The organism is Synechococcus sp. PCC 6716 (genome assembly GCF_022570815.1).
GTDB classification, from domain to species: Bacteria; Cyanobacteriota; Cyanobacteriia; order Thermosynechococcales; family Thermosynechococcaceae; genus Thermosynechococcus; species Thermosynechococcus lividus.
Genome location: NZ_JAKLTU010000013.1, coordinates 26473 through 45000, shown reverse-complemented (window position 1 = coordinate 45000; position 18528 = coordinate 26473). Strand labels below are relative to the sequence as shown.

General features: G+C 51.7%; 12 protein-coding genes, 1 tRNA gene and 2 rRNA genes (1 of these 15 only partly in view). 7 read left to right on the top strand and 8 right to left on the bottom strand.

From position 1 onward, the window contains the following. The 4 genes from L5220_RS08075 to L5220_RS08060 all read left to right on the top strand — a co-directional run. Nucleotides 1-3419: ribosomal RNA gene (locus L5220_RS08075) — 23S ribosomal RNA — on the top strand; it begins 127 nt to the left of the window's first position. 125 nt (nt 3420-3544) lie between these two features. Then, nucleotides 3545-3661 (top strand): 5S ribosomal RNA (gene rrf, locus L5220_RS08070). A 260-nt stretch (nt 3662-3921) separates the two neighbouring features. Next, nucleotides 3922-5190 (top strand): S41 family peptidase, encoded by a 1269-nt coding sequence (locus L5220_RS08065; protein WP_499572848.1) that lies wholly within the window; start codon nt 3922-3924, stop codon nt 5188-5190. Then, entirely contained in the window at nt 5190-5522 is a 333-nt protein-coding gene (locus tag L5220_RS08060) for an ArsR/SmtB family transcription factor (protein WP_099799604.1), read from the top strand. The genes L5220_RS08065 and L5220_RS08060 overlap by 1 nt, the downstream gene beginning before the upstream one ends. A gap of 2 nt (nt 5523-5524) precedes the next feature. On the opposite strand, the gene L5220_RS08055 is transcribed toward L5220_RS08060, so the two are convergent. Continuing rightward, complete coding sequence (locus tag L5220_RS08055; protein ID WP_448514091.1) at nt 5525-6658, bottom strand: cob(I)yrinic acid a,c-diamide adenosyltransferase; 1134 nt, start codon at nt 6656-6658, stop codon at nt 5525-5527. Between the two features lie 34 nt (nt 6659-6692). After that, nucleotides 6693-6860, bottom strand: a complete 168-nt coding sequence (locus L5220_RS08050) for a DUF8621 family protein (RefSeq protein ID WP_448514092.1) — start codon at nt 6858-6860, stop codon at nt 6693-6695. A 161-nt stretch (nt 6861-7021) separates the two neighbouring features. Here L5220_RS08050 and L5220_RS08045 point away from each other — a divergent pair, with 161 nt between their 5' ends. Both L5220_RS08045 and L5220_RS08040 read left to right on the top strand, forming a co-directional pair. Next, nucleotides 7022-8209, top strand: a complete 1188-nt coding sequence (locus L5220_RS08045) for a 1-deoxy-D-xylulose-5-phosphate reductoisomerase (protein WP_448526772.1) — start codon at nt 7022-7024, stop codon at nt 8207-8209. A 151-nt stretch (nt 8210-8360) separates the two neighbouring features. Further along, nucleotides 8361-8433 (top strand) — tRNA-Ala (locus L5220_RS08040). Between the two features lie 77 nt (nt 8434-8510). Here L5220_RS08040 and L5220_RS08035 read toward each other — a convergent pair. Next, the gene (locus L5220_RS08035; protein WP_448514093.1) at nt 8511-9500 is read right to left on the bottom strand and encodes a DNA-methyltransferase; all 990 of its coding nucleotides are present in this window, start codon (nt 9498-9500) and stop codon (nt 8511-8513) included. Nucleotides 9501-9772: 272 nt separating this feature from the next. Between L5220_RS08035 and L5220_RS08030 the strand changes: the two genes are divergently transcribed. After that, complete coding sequence (locus L5220_RS08030; RefSeq protein ID WP_499572845.1) at nt 9773-11443, top strand: alpha/beta hydrolase; 1671 nt, start codon at nt 9773-9775, stop codon at nt 11441-11443. Here the strand turns inward: L5220_RS08030 and pgsA are convergent. The 5 genes from pgsA to L5220_RS08005 form a co-directional block, all read right to left on the bottom strand. Continuing rightward, on the bottom strand, nt 11425-11934 hold the full coding sequence (gene pgsA, locus L5220_RS08025; RefSeq protein WP_499572843.1) for a CDP-diacylglycerol--glycerol-3-phosphate 3-phosphatidyltransferase: 510 nt from the start codon (nt 11932-11934) through the stop codon (nt 11425-11427). The two genes, L5220_RS08030 and pgsA, sit on opposite strands and share 19 nt — an antisense overlap. 85 nt (nt 11935-12019) lie before the next feature. Beyond that, nucleotides 12020-13063: a class II fructose-bisphosphatase gene (gene glpX / locus L5220_RS08020; RefSeq protein WP_448514096.1), complete on the bottom strand. Its 1044-nt coding sequence runs from the start codon at nt 13061-13063 to the stop codon at nt 12020-12022. A 236-nt stretch (nt 13064-13299) separates the two neighbouring features. Next, complete coding sequence (locus L5220_RS08015; RefSeq protein WP_499572841.1) at nt 13300-16719, bottom strand: phycobilisome rod-core linker polypeptide; 3420 nt, start codon at nt 16717-16719, stop codon at nt 13300-13302. A gap of 183 nt (nt 16720-16902) precedes the next feature. Beyond that, nucleotides 16903-17907, bottom strand: a complete 1005-nt coding sequence (gene thiL, locus L5220_RS08010) for a thiamine-phosphate kinase (RefSeq protein WP_499572839.1) — start codon at nt 17905-17907, stop codon at nt 16903-16905. A 34-nt stretch (nt 17908-17941) separates the two neighbouring features. Then, nucleotides 17942-18451 carry a TIGR02652 family protein gene (locus L5220_RS08005; RefSeq protein ID WP_099799597.1) on the bottom strand — a complete coding sequence of 170 codons (510 nt, stop codon included), beginning with the start codon at nt 18449-18451 and terminating at the stop codon, nt 17942-17944. Nucleotides 18452-18528: the final 77 nt, after the last annotated feature.

The following is an 18528-nucleotide window of genomic DNA, read 5'->3' as shown; positions in this document are numbered from 1 at the left end:
CCAGTAACTCTAACGCCAATCCATAACGTTAGAGAGCCAACCCGGCGAACTGAAACATCTTAGTAGCCGGAGGAAAAGAAAGAAAACTCGATTCCCCGAGTAGCGGCGAGCGAAACGGGAACAGCCTAAACCAACGAGCTTGCTTGTTGGGGTTGTGGGACAGCAACATGGAATTGAGCGGCTAGACGAAGTAGTGGAATGCTACACCAGAGAAGGTGAAAGTCCTGTAGTCAAAAGCTTAACAATCCTAGCTGTATCCCGAGTAGTCCGGAGCACGTGAAATTCCGGATGAATCTGCGAGGACCACCTCGTAAGGCTAAATACTCCTGTGTGACCGATAGCGCATAGTACCGCGAGGGAAAGGTGAAAAGAACCCCGGAAGGGGAGTGAAATAGAACATGAAACCGTAGGCTTACAAGCAGTCGAAGCTCGATTTAACGAGTAACGGCGTGCCTGTTGAAGAATGAGCCGGCGACTTATAGGTACTGGCAGGTTAAGACGAAAATGTCGAAGCCATAGCGAAAGCGAGTCTGATAAGGGCGTTCGTCAGTATTTATAGACCCGAACCCGGGTGATCTAACCATGGCCAGAATGAAGCTTGGGTAACACCAAGTGGAGGTTCGCACCGACCGATGTTGAAAAATCGGCGGATGAGCTGTGGTTAGGGGTGAAATGCCAATCGAACCCGGAGCTAGCTGGTTCTCCCCGAAATATGTTGAGGCATAGCGGTTGTGACTATAGCAGGGGGGTAAAGCACTGATTCGGTGCGGGCTGCGAGAGCGGTACCAAATCGAGTCAAACTCTGAATACCCTGTGTACACACAGCCAGTCAGACGGTGGGGGATAAGCTTCATCGTCGAAAGGGAAACAGCCCAGACCACCAGCTAAGGTCCCTAAATTGTCACTAAGTGGTAAAGGAGGTGGGGATGCATAGACAACCAGGAGGTTTGCCTAGAAGCAGCCATCCTTAAAAGAGTGCGTAATAGCTCACTGGTCAAGCGTTCCTGCGCCGAAAATGAATGGGACTAAGTGACGTACCGAAGCTGTGGACTTACTACGTAAGTGGTAGGGGAGCGTTCTGCATTAGTTTGAAGCACTAGCGTGAGCAGGTGTGGACGAAGCAGAAGTGAGAATGTCGGCTTGAGTAGCGAAAACATTGGTGAGAATCCAATGCCCCGAAACCCCAAGGGTTCCTCCGGAAGGCTCGTCCGCGGAGGGTTAGTCGGGACCTAAGGCGAGGCCGAAAGGCGTAGTCGATGGACAACTGGTCAATATTCCAGTACTCATCTTGGTTTGTGCAGAGGGACGGAGAAGGCTAAGTCAGCCGGATGTTGGTTACCGGTTCAACTGTCCGAGGTGTTGAGGAGCGGCGAAAACGCTCTGAGCTGAGGCAGGAGTACGACCCACTACGGTGGGGAAGTGATTGATGTCATGCTTCCAAGAAAAGCTCTAAACACGCTAAGCCAAGATACCCGTACCCGAAACCGACACAGGTGGGGGGGTAGAGTATACCAAGGGGCGCGAGATAACTCTCTCTAAGGAACTCGGCAAAATGGCCCCGTAACTTCGGGAGAAGGGGTGCCACCGAGAGGTGGCCGCATTGAAGAGATCCAGGCGACTGTTTACCAAAAACACAGGTCTCCGCTAAGTCGTAAGACGATGTATGGGGGCTGACGCCTGCCCAGTGCCGGAAGGTTAAGGAAGCTGGTTAGCGTAAGCGAAGCTAGCGACTGAAGCCCCGGTGAACGGCGGCCGTAACTATAACGGTCCTAAGGTTAACGAAAGCTAGCCTTAGTAAAACTGAACCATATGCGGGAAAATCCTCTGACAGCTTGTCACTACTCGTTCAGCGAGGTGCTGGTCTTTCTTGAATTGAGAAAGCTTATTTTTGGGCACTGCTGTGCTGTTCAGTAAAAATGTGAAAGACATGGGGATAATCCGCAGGAAAGACCTAGAGGTATCTAGGAATCCTCAGAGACTTGATGTTCAGGTGCGACAAATGAATTTAGATGTTCAATGGATTGTTGGCTTTGTTGATGGTGAGGGGTGCTTCCATGTTGAAGTTAATCACCATCAGCAGATGGCAACTGGTTATCAGGTGTTACCTGAGTTCACCGTTGTTCAGCATCGGCGAGATGTAAAGGTTCTCTATGCCTTAAAAGCCTACTTTGATTGCGGTGTGGTTCGGGTGAATCACGGCGATCGCATGGCTTATCGGGTGCGTAGTATCCATCATCTTGCAGAGCACATTTGTCCTTTCTTTATGAAGCATCCCTTGAAAACCAGTAAATCGATAGATTTCCTGAAATTTAGGGATGTTGTGCTCCTGTGTCAGTCAGGAGATCACCTCAAGGAAGAAGGACTATTAAAAATCCAACGCATTGCATCGCAAATGAATCGTGGTCGCACAAGGTAAAGTCCAGCTTTATCAGAAATGGTAGAGATCAACTGAGCGAAATTCCTTGTCGGGTAAGTTCCGACCCGCACGAAAGGCGTAACGATCTGGATGCTGTCTCGGAGAGAGGCTCGGCGAAATAGAAGTGTCTGTGAAGATGCGGACTACCTGCACCCGGACAGAAAGACCCTATGAAGCTTTACTGTAGCTTGGAATTGGGTTCGGGCTTTGCTTGCGCAGGATAGGTGGGAGACGTTGAAGTATTCCTTGCGGGGAATATGGAGTCATCGGTGAGATACCACTCTGGCAAGGCTAGAATTCTAACTCTCTGCCGTTATCCGGCGAGGGAACAGTTTCAGGTGGGCAGTTTGACTGGGGCGGTCGCCTCCTAAACGATAACGGAGGCGCGCAAAGGTTCCCTCAGGCTGGTCGGAAATCAGCCGTAGAGTGTAAAGGCATAAGGGAGCTTGACTGCAAGACCTACAAGTCGAGCAGAGACGAAAGTCGGCCTTAGTGATCCGACGGTTCCGCGTGGAAGGGCCGTCGCTCAACGGATAAAAGTTACTCTAGGGATAACAGGCTGATCTCCCCCAAGAGTTCACATCGACGGGGAGGTTTGGCACCTCGATGTCGGCTCATCGCAACCTGGGGCGGTAGTACGTCCCAAGGGTTGGGCTGTTCGCCCATTAAAGCGGTACGTGAGCTGGGTTCAGAACGTCGTGAGACAGTTCGGTCCATATCCGGTGCAGGCGTAGGAGCATTGAGAGGAGTCCTCCTTAGTACGAGAGGACCGGGAGGAACGCACCTCTGGTGTACCTGTTATCGTGCCAACGGTAAACGCAGGGTAGCCATGTGCGGAGAGGATAACCGCTGAAAGCATCTAAGTGGGAAGCCCACCTCAAGATGAGTGCTCCCATGGCATAAGCCAGTAAGGTCACGGGTAGAACACCCGTTAATAGGCTCTCGATGGAAGTCCAGTAATGGATGAAGTCTAGGAGTACTAATAGACCGAGGGCTTGACCTCATCACTCAACAGGTGTCTGATAATACTGACAATCACTATTTAGTTTTAATTCCTTGTTTTGTTGCTGAAGCCTAGCAGTTAAATTATCTAGGTTCTAAAGTTTTCTAAAGTTATTAACCTATTTGCCTAGTGTTTATGGCGCGGTGGAACCACGCTGATCCATCCCGAACTCAGAGGTGAAACATCGCAGCGGTGAAGATAGTTGGAGGGTAGCCTCCTGCAAAAATAGCTCAATGCTAGGCAAAATATTTTTCCCCATCTAGTCTCTAGGTGGGGAATTGTTTTTTAAGAAGTGTTAAGTTGGGACGGTTTTTGGATAGGAGGGTGGCATGGGATTGTAGATGGGCTATAGTGCATCCAATAACATGGGTGTACTAGTTCTAGTATGCTAATTGTCTCTCCTCACAGGGTTTGTGTTGCTATGCCTCAGGTTGATGTTTTGAGTTTGCGTTATTGGGCAGTTGTTGCATCGTCGGTTTTGGTGTCTGGGGCAGTCGCTTTCTTGCCTGTTCCTAGTTACGGTGCTTTGAAAGATAGTCCTAAGGCATTGGTGGATGAGGTGTGGCAAGTTGTGCAGCAGGAGTATGTGGATAGTTCGTTTAACCGTCTGGATTGGTTGGCGGTACGGCAACAATTGTTGGAGCAGCATTATACCTCTCGTGAGCACGCCTATAGCGCCATTCAGGGGATGTTGCAGCGATTGAATGATCCTTATACGCGGTTTATGACTCCGGAAGAGTTTGCGATTTTGCGAACCCAGACATCGGGGGAAGTTTCAGGGATTGGTATTCGCTTGGGGATGGATGAAAAGACGCAGCAATTAACTATTTTGGAGCCGCTGGCTAACTCCCCAGCAACTCGCGCGGGTATTGAGGCGGGCGATCGCCTCCTTGCGATCGATGGCCACTCAACACGGCGAATGTCTATTGAAGAAGCATCACGGCGGATTCGTGGTCGGGTGGGTACGCCGATTGAGTTGCAATTATTTCGCCCAAATCGAGGCACATTTCGCTTGACGTTGATGCGGGCATTAATTGAGTTGCCAGCGGTGCGATCGCTCGTGAAGGAGGAAGGGGATCAACGGATTGGTTATATTTATCTCAGTGAGTTTACTTCCCATGCGGCGGATCAAGTACAGGCAGCAATCCGGCAGTTACAAGCAGAACAGGTGAATGGGTTTGTGCTAGATCTGCGGGGAAATCCGGGGGGGTTGCTGCAAGCGGGGATTGATATTGCTCGTATGTGGCTTGATCAGGGAATGATTGTGCGCACTGTGGATCGCAGTGGCCATAGTGAACAGGCTCGAGCAACGCAATCTGCCCTGACTACGTTGCCCTTGGTGGTGTTGGTGGATCAGCGTTCGGCAAGCAGTAGCGAGATTTTAACAGGGGCGTTGCAGGATAATGGTCGTGCTATTGTGGTGGGTACAAAAACTTACGGTAAGGCTCTTGTGCAGTCTATTCATCAACTCAGTGATGGCTCGGGGTTATCTGTGACGGTGGCGCACTATTACACGCCAAAGGGTACTGATATTAACCGTATGGGAATTACCCCTAACATCATGGTGACGTTGCCCCAAGAGGTGAGTCGTAATCCACGCCTGTGGGCAACTGCTGCGGATCCGCTGTATCAAGAGGCGGTGGTGCAATTACGACAGGCAATTTATCGGTCGCAATTCGTGACTCCTGTCAATACAGCACAAACATCCAATAGCGAGGCAGGTGCTGATAATATGTGCCAAGTTGATGATCCCTGTTCTCCGGTGAAGTAATGCTGCAAGGGTCATCGAATTTGGTTTGCGATCGCCCCGATGGCATGATACAGCTTGGTTTTCATGCGCTTGCAGAGCCGCTGCGCCTTGAGGTGATTCAAATCTTACATAACGAGGAAGTGTGTGTGTGCGATTTGTGTGCCCGCCTCAACCTCTCGCCGTCAAAGCTATCGTTTCATTTACGGGCATTGCGGCAGGCAAATTTAGTATTGTCTCGTCAAGACGGTCGCTGGGTGTACTATCGCTTGAACCGTCCCCAGTTTAAGGTGCTAATGGACTATTTAGAGCAGTTCTCTGCCGGAGACACTGTCATTGGGCGGGTCTGCCTTTAGGTTTAGAAATCAACGCCGCGCTTGAGATCAATCCCTTTTTCGGCATAATGCTTATGGCAAATCATTTCGGAGTGGACACTAGCGATGTCAAAGTAGCTGGGGGGATTTTTACAGCGTCCAGTAATAATTATTTCAGTGGTACGGGGTTTGCGAAGCAGGCTTTGAATGATGGACTCAACGGGCAGTAATTCCAGATCAACGGTGGGATTCAGCTCGTCGAGAATAATGGTTTTGTAGAGTCCAGAGGCGATCGCTGCCCGTGCAATTTCCCAGCCGCGCTCGGCTTCGATGTAGTCAATTTCCTGTTGCTGCCCGCGCCAGACGATGGCATCCCGACCGCAACGCTGGTGATCCACAAGGTGAGGATAGCTTTCTTTGAGGGCAGCAATGGCGGCATCCTCGGTATAGCCTCGTCCTCCCTTAAGCCACTGGAGGATTAACACTCGATGGGACTGATCCCGACTGATGCCGGTGCCAATTGCTTGCAGGGCTTTACCAAGGGCGCTGGTGGATTTGCCTTTGCCCTCGCCAGTGTAAATTTCAATACCTTCGATCCCCTGCTGGTGGGCGGTGGGATGTACCAGTGGCCGCATTTCTGAGTGGAGATCTGCAATTTGTAGCAGTGCCGGAGGGGCACCGCGACCGGTGGCAATGATTTCGAGATGATCGGGTTTGCGGCGCAGGGTTGCCACGACTTCGTCAACGGGTAATAAGCCGAGATCCAGTACCGGATTCAGTTCATCAAGGACAATGACTGAGTAAAGACCGGAGGCGATCGCCCCTTTGGCTATATCCCATCCCCGCTGAGCTTCTTGGCGATCGAACGTGGTGATTTGTTCGGCATTAAAATACTCAGCGCGACCGGTGCGCACTTGGTCAATCAAATGGGGAAACCCTCGTTGCAGGGCTTCAATGGCAGCATCTTCCGCGTAGGTACGACCGGGGCCTTTAAGAAAGCGCAAAAGTAGCACCCGTGTTGGCCACGCGGAGGCAATACCTAAACCAATGGAGCGCAGGACAACACCAAGAGCGGCCTGAGACTTGCCCTTGCCGGTACCATCATAGACGTGAAGCTGGCCGCTGACCCGTCCGGGGCGAGCCTGAGCCGTTTGAATGCCGATACCAGCGCGTGTCATGGGAAAGTGTAAAGCTGAATATGTAAGGATTTTATCAACTTCCGTCCTTGAGGATCACAGCTTCAATGGTTAGGGTTTGGGGGCTGACGGCAGTAATGGCCCAACGCAGTGGTCTCCCCTGCTGCCGCAAATACTCCTCAACAACATGATCAAGGTTGTTAGGCGTCGTAGGACGTTGCAGGGTGGTGTGGATCAGGTCCATTTGCATCATTTCCATGATGGGTGGAATCTTACTTGGCTCCATCGTAGTCCCTTGGCTAGTTTTTCTATTATCTCTAGCCTTGTCACCTGCAAAGGGACGATTGCCTTCTGTCCCCTCCTGCGGTAGATATTAAGGTGTCCACTGACCCTACCCCAACCACTGTGAAAGCACTGAATCTGCTCGGCTCCACTGGCTCTATCGGCACCCAAACCCTTGATATTGTTGCCCAATACCCCGATCGCTTCCGCGTGGTTGGCTTGGCAGCAGGTCGGAATCTAGAGCGGTTAATCCCGCAAATTCGTCAGTTTAGACCTGAAATTGTTGGTATTGCTGATCCGAACCAATTGCCAGAGTTGGCAGACGCATTGCGCGATCTGCCCTATACACCGGAACTCGTGGCTGGGGAGGCGGGTATTGCTGCAGTTGCCGCCTATGGCGATGCCGATGTGGTTGTGACAGGGATTGTGGGATGCGCCGGTTTGGTGCCGACGATCGCCGCCATTAAGGCCGGTAAGGATATTGCCCTTGCCAATAAAGAAACCTTAATTGCGGGTGGGCCTGTAGTGTTGCCACTGTTACACGAGTACGGTGTGAAGCTGCTACCTGCAGATTCTGAACACTCAGCTATTTTTCAGTGTTTACAGGGGGTACCTGCGGGGGGACTACGCAAAATTATTCTTACTGCCTCTGGTGGTGCCTTTCGCGACTGGTCAGTGGAGCAACTCGCTGATGTGACGGTGGCGGATGCCCTCAAGCACCCCAACTGGTCCATGGGGCCGAAAATTACCGTGGACTCGGCCACGCTGATGAATAAAGGGCTGGAAGTGATCGAGGCTCATTATCTCTTTGGCATGGACTACGATAACATCGACATTGTCATCCACCCGCAAAGTATTATTCACTCCCTCATTGAGCTACAGGATACATCGGTGTTGGCGCAGTTAGGCTGGCCGGATATGCGTCTGCCCCTCCTCTACGCTCTCTCTTGGCCGGAGCGGCTACCAACGAATTGGTCAGCTCTTGATTTGGTCAAAGCGGGAGACCTTACCTTTCGTACCCCCGATCACCATAAATATCCCTGTATGGGGCTGGCCTATGCCGCAGGTCGTGCTGGAGGAGCAATGCCAGCGGTACTGAATGCTGCCAATGAACAAGCGGTGGCTCTATTTATTGCCGAGGCGATTTCATTCCTTGATATTCCCCGCCTCATTGAACTAACCTGCGATCGCTACCACCACCAAAACATCAGCACCCCTACCTTAGAGGATATTCTGGCTGCTGATTGCTGGGCACGGCAGACGGTGCTTGAATTGGCACAGCAGGAGCGATCGCCCGCCCTTGCTCTTTAGCTTAATCGGCGGCAAGCCCCGCACTGTATGCGTGAATTGTGTTTACTCAAGAGCAAGCTCAGTGTCGGGAGTCGTTCATCATTTTCGAATCCAACTGGTAAACAGTTGACAAATGCTATCGCTGTAGGGGATGATAATTTTCTGCTGATCAGGGGCTATAGCTCAGTTGGTAGAGCACTTCAATGGCATTGAAGGGGTCAGCGGTTCGAATCCGCTTAGCTCCATACGCATTTCAGGTACCCATAAGGGGATTTCAGGATCTTTAGGCTTATCCTGTTGAAAGAGTCAATTCCGGCGACGATCATTCGTATTCACCCTGTTTTTCTAAAAGTCGCACCTGAGACGTTTCCCGCCACTCTTCGGGAATTTGAGCCACTTTTTCCTTGCCTGTGGGCTGATGAACTGGCTTTCCGAGAGGACGGTAACGAAGCGTGCCATTAAAATAATCTGAAAGACGTTCGCGGGCTATCTCGACGTATTCTGACTCTTTCTCGCACCCTATTGCTCGACGATTGTGCATTACAGCAGCGATAAGAGATGAACCTACGCCCATATAGGGGTCAAAAACCCAATCATTTTCATTTGTAAGAGCAAGAACACAACGCTCAACCAGCTCAATAGGGAATTGGCAGGGGTGAATTGTCTTTTCAGGATGATTTGATTTTACATTAGGAATATCCCATACTAATTCTTCCCAATCTTGTAACATGATTTCCCAGATGTCAGAGGGATTTTTCCCTAAAGGATTGCCTGAAGGTTCTCCCTTACGTGGTCCCTTGAAGTGACGTTTGCCAGGGTACTTAGCTGGCACACGAACTGAATCAAGATTAAAGATATAGTGGTCAGATTTTGTAAACCAGAGAATAGTTTCATAACGACCTGAAAATCGTCTCGATGCATGTAATCCGTGCCCAAATTTCCAAATAATCCGATTGCGCAACTTCATCCCAAGTTCTTTGAAAATTGGGTAATAGAGACTATCCAGAGGGTAAACTTCACCATTCTGAATAAAGTTGCCTACCTGCCAACAAATGTTGCCATCATTTCGTAGAACTCGATAAAGTTGGGTAATAACCTTAGCTTGTGATTGTAAGTAGTGTTCAATTGAGACACGATTCTCGTATTCCTTACCCAAGTTATACGGTGGAGAAGTCACAATGAGAGCGATCGAGTTGTCTGGAAGTTGGGCAAGGCAATCAATAACATCTCCAGAAAAGACAACAATCTCAGCTTCTGGACTAAAACTTGTTTCAATAGGCTTTGCAAAACGAAATAGGGGCAATTCACTCACATGCCATACCTGCTATCCCAAACTTGGGATGTTATCTCAATCCTACCGCATTTATTGGGCAGGCTAGCGACTGAACTCATCCGCCGTCACTGACGTTGGATGATACAAATAGTTTTATTTAGCATACGGTCAGGTGCAGTGATTTGTGATTCAGTCATTGACTCGGTAGCATCAAGGGTATGTGCCACGTGCAGTTTGCCTATTAGCGGATAGTGTGCTGAGTCAACTATAGTATTCTAAGTATCCTAGCAATGTGTGAGGATGTCCTCAGAATGGCGATTGTAAAAACCAAGCTCTCACGGCGGCCTTGGCAATGGCTTTCATTAGTCGGTTTAGCTGCTGCCCTCTGGGGACAGGCTGGTTTAACGGCGGAAARAATTAGCTTAGTGTATCCTCCCTTTGGCACGTTTAATATTGATGTTAGTGATCTTGCTACCTTTGCTAGAACTGGCAATGCTAGTCCGGAGCTAACGTTTCTCATTCGTCTCCTTCCGAGTGATCAAGGGGCGCACCTGCGGGAGGCGCTGAATGAAAGTGTGCGACTAGAAGCCACCAGTGTTCGCCAGTTTGTGAATAGTCCCATCGGTCAGGTCTTTTTGCAGCGCATTGGAGAAGTCATTCGGACGGATAATGATCGCAATGGGGGGCAGGCACTCGGTCAAGCCTTGAAAACAGCCGCCTCGTCCTCCTCAGGAATCAATTTTTTGACAGTGTTGCAGGCGTTTCCGGGTCAGAGTGTCAACGTCAATGGTGATTTGGGGCTAAAGGCTGTAGGTGCGTTTACCCGTGCCATCAATGAGGAGCGCCGGACACGTGAATTTATCGCGCGGTTGGCGGCACTTCAGCCTCCAGTGACTTTGCCTACTCATGTGCCCAACCCTAGCCAAAAGGGACCGTTTCAGTGGCAGAAACAGACGATTCAATTTGTGAATCCGAACCGCTCTGCTAACGGTATTCCCGCTGATCTTTACGTACCAACGGGCACCCCCACCGCTGCACCGTTAATTGTCATTTCCCATGGGTTAGCATCGGATCGATTGACCTTTGCCTATCTGGCAGAGCACTTAGCGAGTCATGGATTTGCGGTGCTGGCCGTCACTCATATCGGATCAGATGCACAGCGAATTGGCAGTTTTCTCTCTGGTGCTCCTGTAGATTACGAAAACCTACCAAAGGATTGGGCGCAGCGCCCTCTTGACTTGAAGTATGGCATCGATGCGGTGGCGGCGTTGGTACAACAAACTCCCACACTAAATATTGATACCAATAATGTTGGCCTATTTGGGCAATCGATGGGGGGGTTCACGGTCTTGGCCGCCGCAGGGGGGACGGTGGATTGGACGGCGGTTCAGCAACGCTGTCAGGCGATCGCCAACGACCTCTTTGTCTTTAATATTTCTGCTCCTCTGCAGTGTCGCAGCTTGGGAGCACCCTCTCAGCCCACAAACTATGCTGACCCACGGGTGAAATCGGTGATTGCCGTTAATCCGGTGAGTAGTGTGTTGATTGGCTCGAGTGGCATGGCCAATATCAATGTCCCTGCTCTCATTATCTCGAGTAGCAAGGATGTCTTTGCGCCGCCCCTGATCGAGCAGGTGCAGCCCTTTACAGAGCTGGCTGCTTCCCCCAAATACTTGGCGATGCTGGTGCCGGGAACCCACTTTTCGACGATTGGGGTGAGTGAGGCTGGGGTCTTACCAGTACCCAATGATTTAATTGGCCCTGATCCGCGCCAAGCAGAACCGTTTGTCAAGGGCATTGGCGGTGCCTTTTTTGGGGTATTTAACCAACGCAATGAACAGTTACGTCCCTTTTTAAGCCAAACCTTTGTGAATCAAGTTGCACAGCCATCCTTTCAGGTCTATTGGGTGGATCGCATTAATCCGCAACAACTCCAAGAGGTTATTGCGGGACGGGTTGGCACTCAGCCCGAACGCAGGTAAGTCCAGCCAGAGATTAGGGTGAGGGCGATCGCCCCCCCATAAACCATCATCGTGGGCACGTGCCATGGGGCCGGTAAGGGTGCAAGCAACAGAGTAACCGCCAGAATCTGGCTCACGGTTTTTGCTTTGCCCCAAACACTTGCCCCCTGAATCTGAGATTGGTGAATGCGCCAACTCGCAATGCCCAGTTCCCGCACCAGAATAAGTGCCACCGACCATGCGGGCACCTCTCCCCACTCAATACACAGCAATAATGGCACCAGTATGAGCAGCTTATCCACAAGCGGATCCAGTACCTTACCCAGATCGGTGACTTGATTGAGTCGCCGCGCCAAGTACCCATCTAGCCAGTCGGTCAGTGCTGCCGCCAAAAACAAGCCCACTGCCCACCAGCGATGCTGTGAGCTAGGGTCAATGCTAAGCACTGCCACAATTACGGGAATCACGAGCAGGCGAGCAAGGGTAATGCGAGTTGCAAGGTTTAAGGGCACGAGGAATACCTTGCCTTAACGGGGGTAAACACTCCCTCTGGCACTTGTCGGCTCTAGCGAGGGAGTTTATCAGTACTGGGTTGGTTTAGTGCAATTGTAGCGATCGCAGCTGCTTGTCAAACATGTGGATGGTATCAACAAAGCGAGCGGTTTTGGACTGTGTAGAGATGACAAGGGATTGAGTACGTGCCCCACCATTAAAGAAGCGCACGCCCTTCATCAGAACCCCGGGGGTAATGCCACAGGCAGCAAAGAGAACCGTTTCCCCGGAGGCGAGTTCATGGGCATCGTACACCTTATCGGGATCCGTAATCCCTGCCTTTTTCAGTTCCTCTAGGTTTCCCTCTCGGGTACGCCCTGCCCACTCTTTGGTCATCACCACTGCTGGATCATAGACCAATTGCCCTTGGAAGTGTCCTCCCAAGGCTCGCATGGCTGCTGCCGAAATCACCCCCTCCGGAGCCGCGCCAATTCCCATGAGGGCATGGATATTCGTTCCAGAAAAAGCACAGGAAAGGGCAGCAGACACGTCTCCATCGGAAATTAGTTGCACCCGTGCCCCAGCTTCGCGAATTTCCTTGATCAGGTCGTTGTGGCGATCGCGCTTCATCACTACAATCACCAGTTCATCAATGGCACGATCAAGACATTCAGCAAGAATTTTTAGGTTTTCTGTGGCTGACTTGCGAATATCAACTTTGCCTTTGGCTGCAGGAGGGGCTGCCAACTTTTTCATGTAAAAGTCAGGAGCAGCAAACAACCCACCTTTTTCAGAAATGGCCAGCACCGCCATGGATCCAGGTTGGCCATAGGCACAGAGGTTGGTGCCCTCACAGGGGTCAACCGCAATATCAATTTCTAGTAGCTCTTCGGGGTTACAGTACTGAGCCGCATCTTCGCGGGTGCAAATGCCCACCTCCTCGCCAATATAAAGCATCGGCGCTTCGTCTCGCTCCCCTTCGCCAATCACAATCCGACCGCGCATGTGGATCTGATTCATGCGGCTGCGCATGGCATCCACAGCTACCTGATCTGCCATGTTTTTATCGCCTTTCCCCATCCAGCGTGCCGAGGCGATCGCCGCCTGCTCTACTACTTCAATAATTTCTAAGCCGATGACGTTATCCACGCAACTCTCCTAAATGCACAAATTAACCTTACGAAGCAACCTCCTGACGCTCCTTCAGGGGTCTCCTATCCGAGCTTACAGAACTTTGGTTCCTCCAAAATATTTTCTTGGTGCAAATTATTTAGACATTCGCCCCTAGGGAAAAAGATGCCAAAAAATAGGGGGACAGGAACAACATCCCTGCACCCCTATAGCATCGTAAACAACACTATTGCTAAGCAATCCTAGCAAAAGAGCTAGCTGCGATTGGTGGACTGGCTTCCCACCAAGGAGGGTGAGAGACTAGACCACGATTGTTTCACCAGATCCGCATCTGCTTTGACGCTGCCGATATAGTTCCCCGCTGGAATGGTTGGGAACCGCTTGTAGGGCACCACATCTTCGCCAAAGTAGCGGCTGTACTCTGGGCTGTTGACCATCGTTTCCACTGCTGCTTTCAGCCCTTGATCCGCCAAAATCTTGTTGTACTGGCGAATTTCGGTTTGAGTGGCCGGGGCACGTCCCAACAAATGCCGGAACAGAAACTCAATCACTTTTGTATTCGGGTAAGGGGTATAGAAGCGATTGCGATAGATCTCGGAACTGGCCAAGGTTCGCACAAACTCCCGCACCGTAATTTCGCCGTTGCGCAGGCGGCTATCGAGGTCACTGCGGCGGAACTGGCTGGGAACCTTACCGCTGAAGACATCCATCACTTGGCAGTAGATGGCGTTGATCACCTGCTCCACTTCGGACGCGGGTGCCCCCATCGTCATGCGGAAAATACGCGCAGGCCGACGACGAGTGGTACCCACCCCCACCTCTACGGACTGGCCATCCCCATTGCTGAAGGAACGACCCAATTCCACAAAGCGCGGTTTGCTGGGATCTGGCTGCCGAGATTTTGCCTCCTGCTCGGCGATCGCCCGGCTTAAGAGGGGCAGCTTGGTATTATCAAGGCGCGACTTCACTGGGCTAAAGCTAGGCACCACAATTGCATCACTCTGCTTCGTGAGTTGATTGTGGAGTTTTTCTGTGTTCGGGAAATTAGCCGCCGGTAGCGTCGGGAAGCGACGATAGGGCACCGTATCTTCCCCAAACACTTGGGCGTATTCGGCACTACTGACCAGCGCTTGAACAAACGCTTTTAACCCTTGAGTGGCCAGAACTTGGTTGTAGTGGCGAATTTCCGCTTGGTCTAAGGGGGCACGACCCAAGAAGTGTTTTGTCCCCAGCTCAATCACCTTTGTATTGGGGTAGGGAGTGTAGAACTCTTTCTGATACAGCTCGGAGCAGCCTAGGGCTTCAATAAACTCCTTGAGGGTAATTTCGCCATTGCCCAGCTTCGACTCGAGCGCCGTAAACTCGTTACGGACAATGTAGGGGGCAATATCCCGCTCAAAGACTTGGCGATAAGCTGCCTGAACCACCAGTTGCAAATTTTGCTTGTCGTTCAGTTGCGTTAGCTTAAAGACCTTGGTTTGCTCCCGCTGTTTGCTAACCCCTTGGTTGGCACGGAACGCAATGGCAGGCTCAGTGCGCAGCTCTGTTACAGCCCCTAGCTCGACAAAGCGTGGCGTTTCTGCTTTTTCTGGTTTAATGCCAGTTTCTCCAATACTGCCCGTGCGTAAGGAACGCAAGGCTAACCCTTGGGGAGTAATATACCGCTCGTAGGGAACCGTATCTTCACCAAAGGTTTCGCTGTACTCGAGGCTGTCAAGGATCGCATCGACTAAGCCGTACAACCCTTTCTTCGAGGCAATATCAAAGTAGGTGTTCATTTCTTGGCGGCCATAGGTTGGGCGACCCAACAGGCGCCGATGAATGTACTCCACCGCCTTGGTGACGTACAGCGGGGTCCAGTAGAGGCTGCGGAACAGATTAGACTTGGCTAAAATTCGCACAAACTCCCGCACCGAGATTTCACCGTTTTCCAGCTTGATCTCAGCCACTTTTTGGCGCTGACCTTCGTAAACATCGCGGCCAAAGACTTGCAGGTAGGCAGCCCGAATAACCCGCTGTGTCGAGCTTTCGGCAAACTTGACACTATCGCCACCGGTGGCCACAGACCGCTTGCCAATCCGGACATTGATGCTGGGCAACTGATCCAGTTTGAAGACTTTTGGGCCTAGGCTACCGGGGGCAACCCCACGGGCAGCTGGGTTACTGACTTGGTTATTAATTCCGGGGCCACGGTTAATGAGAATACGGCGCGTATCTTTGTTGAAGGGTTGCGGACGGGTGTTGGGGTTTTTCTTCTCTTTCGGGAAGATGGCTCCAAACTGAATTTCGAGGGGATCGTTGCCTGCGCCATAGGGATGCTGATCGGGCAGGGGTTGATCTTGGGCAGCAAAGGTGGTGATAAATTGTGGCACTTTGCGGAAGGGAGCACTGTACTTGAATAGGTCTTGCTGCGCCCCCCAGTTACGGCATTCTTGGGCTTCTTGCCCCAAGCCCCGCAGGTAGGGCACGGTCTCTTCGCCAAAGTAGTCGCTGTACTCCTGAGAATCCACTAGGGCATCCACTAAGGCTGGCAGACCACCGTTAGAGATAATGGCAAAGTACTTTTGCACTTCTTCGCGACTGGAGGGGCCGCGCCCAAGGATATGGCGGAAGGCTAGCTCAAGGGCACGGCTGTTAATGTAGGGTTCGTAGAAGTTTTTGCGGTATAGCGGAGACTTTGCCAGTCGTCGCACAAATTCCTTCATGGAAATGGAGCCGTTTTTCACCTTCGACTCTAGATCCGAAATCCCTAGACCATAGGCACGGGAAATATCCCGCTCAAAGATTTGCCGATAGGCGGCTTTGACAACTTCGGTTTTCTCGGAGGCTGAGAGACCGGGTTTCATGACAAATTTGGGGCGGCGCTCCGCAGCATTGAAGTAAATTTGCGGTAGTTGCAATCCTTGTAGGTCACTGGAGGTACGCTGCCGCAGTTTATCTGATGGGGCGGGGGCAATAAATTCCTTCAGCAGTACGTCAAAGTATTGCTCGACAATGGCGCGACCCTCGGCATCTTTGTCAAAATAGCTGGCGGCAGCACGGCTCATTTCTTGCAGTGCGGCAATGGTGGCATCGGTGGAGCAAGCGGCTTCAATGATTTCCCGCAGGCCACGGGTATTGACGGCGATAATGTTTGGATCCCCTGCCACAATGGCGTAGGTGGTGTACCGCAAAAACCAATCTAAGTCCCGCAGCGATTTTTGCATCCGCTCAGGGCCATAGCGGGCGATGTTGATGGGCTTAAAGCCTGCTGGCGCTCCCCCTCCTGAGGCACTGAACACTGACCGTAATCCTTCTAGGAAACCACCGCGGGTATCTACGTAGGTTGCGGTACCCAGTTTCATGGCTTCTTGCATGTCAATGGCTTGGCCAGTTGCCCCTGTGGTGAACTGCGGGGCATCTTCAGTGCTGGGACGGGAGAGGAAGGCCATGGGAGAGCCACCGACAAAGATGCGGTTGGCGGCTCGGGAGACAATAATATCCGCGTTGCGGGTGAGGGTGGTGGCAATTTCCAGCCGTTTACTGCCAGAACGCAGATAGACAGCAAGCTCGTCTAGTTCACCACGATTCAAAAAACGATCCTGCTGCTCTGCTTGAATAATTGTTGAAACGGGGACAGTTTGATAAAGTTGCGGGCGGGCAACCGAGCTTCCACCACTTGCTTTGACAACCATGGTTACTAAGAGGCTCCCTTTACTTTTGGTTAACGCGCTAACTTAGATTAGAACGATTCGGGGATGGGTCAGCTATTTTTTAAGAAATGTATAAATTCATGGGCACTTGGCGGCGATCGCTGCGACTATTTATGAATTTTTGTAATATTCCTTGACTTTTTCGCCATAATTTTAGGGGGATCATTAGCGGCTAAAGTGTTGAAAAGTTTGCTGATGCTGAAGCGGACGCAAGGCCTTGCCCTGTTGCAGGAGAACCTCAGGGGGTGCGGTAATTTCGCCAAGGATTGCCGCATGGTTGCCTGCCATAGCGCAAAGATCCGGGGCGATCGCTGGGGGTAGGCACAGCACAAGTTCAAAATCTTCACCGCCGTAGAGTGCCCAAGCTAAGGCTTGTTCTGGGTCTAGGTAGGGCAGCTTGGGAATAGCCTCCGCTGAAAGAATAGCGCCAACACCACTAGCGGCACAAATTTGTAGCACTGCATCGGCTAACCCATCACTGCTATCCATCCCACTCACCCGTGGCGCAGGAGACTGCTGCCAGAGCCACTGCACCACATCTAGACGCGGTTGGGGGTGCTGATGGGCGTGAACCCAAAGCTGCCGTAGTTCTGTGGGCACTGTTGCAGCCCATTCTGGTTGGAGTAAGCATTCGAGGCCAGCGCGGGCAGCACCGTGCAGACCAGTTGCAAGAATTAGATCTCCGGGGCGGGCAGTATGGCGGTAAATGAGTCGCTCTGGTGGGGCAGCGCCCAAAATACTAATGCTTAGGCTGAGTACCCCAGAGCGGCAGGTGTCCCCTCCGAAAATAGCAGTGCCATAGGTGTGGCAACAGGCCGCCAGTCCTTGGTAAATGTCCTCGATGACTGCTACCGGACAGTGACTAGGGGCAGCCATACCCACGGTCATCCCGATCGGTGTTGCCCCCATGGCGGCGATGTCGGAAAGGTTGGCAGCGGCGGCACGCCACCCCACATCAAATGGGGTCATGGTCACCACTGGGCTGGCCATCCCCAAGCTAAAATGCACCCCATCCACCAGTACATCTGTACTGAAGACCATCTGTTGATCTTGGGGCGGTGCGAAGACAGCGGCATCATCTCCAATCATTGAAGGGGCGCAGTAGAGCCGTAACCGCTCGATTAATTGGTGCTCGCCACAGTCGCCAAGGGTCATTTCTGGGTCTGACACACCTAACTCCATTCTCTTGCTTGGGCGGCGTGGCCTAGTCAAACATCCGAAAGTAGGGAGGACGGATGGGAGCACCCGGTTCCTTTTCCAGATCAAAGTTAATCACGTCCCAGCGTTCATCGGTGTTAGCGGGGGGGCTAAACTCGACGGGTAGGCCAAACAGGCGCAGCATTTGTGGATCTGTGGAGCCACGCCAAGGGGTATTGCGTTCGAGGTAGGCACAAAATAGGTCGCGGTAGCGTTGGGCAATAATGACCTTTGTTGCTCGGTAGCCTTGGGTATAGAGGCGATCGAGGGCATCGTGAATTTCAAAGCGAATACCGTCGGGGTGAGTATGTTGGCGATACCACTCGCCGTCCCAGAGTCGCCAAATCCGCCCTGACTGTAGATGCATGAGTTCTTGAGTTTTTGCATCCGCTTCAAAGGGGCCATGGCGAGGGCAAAGGTAAGTATCCGTCAGCGTTAAGGCCGAAATCACTTGTCGGCAGTGGGGGCAGCGGATTTCAGGACCAAAGATCGGGTAGTGAGAGCCGGATGAGAGCATGTACAGTTACCACACAGCGGCAGTGGTTCCACCGCGATCGCCCTTATTATAGCGACTGGTCTTTAGGCGACGCTAAA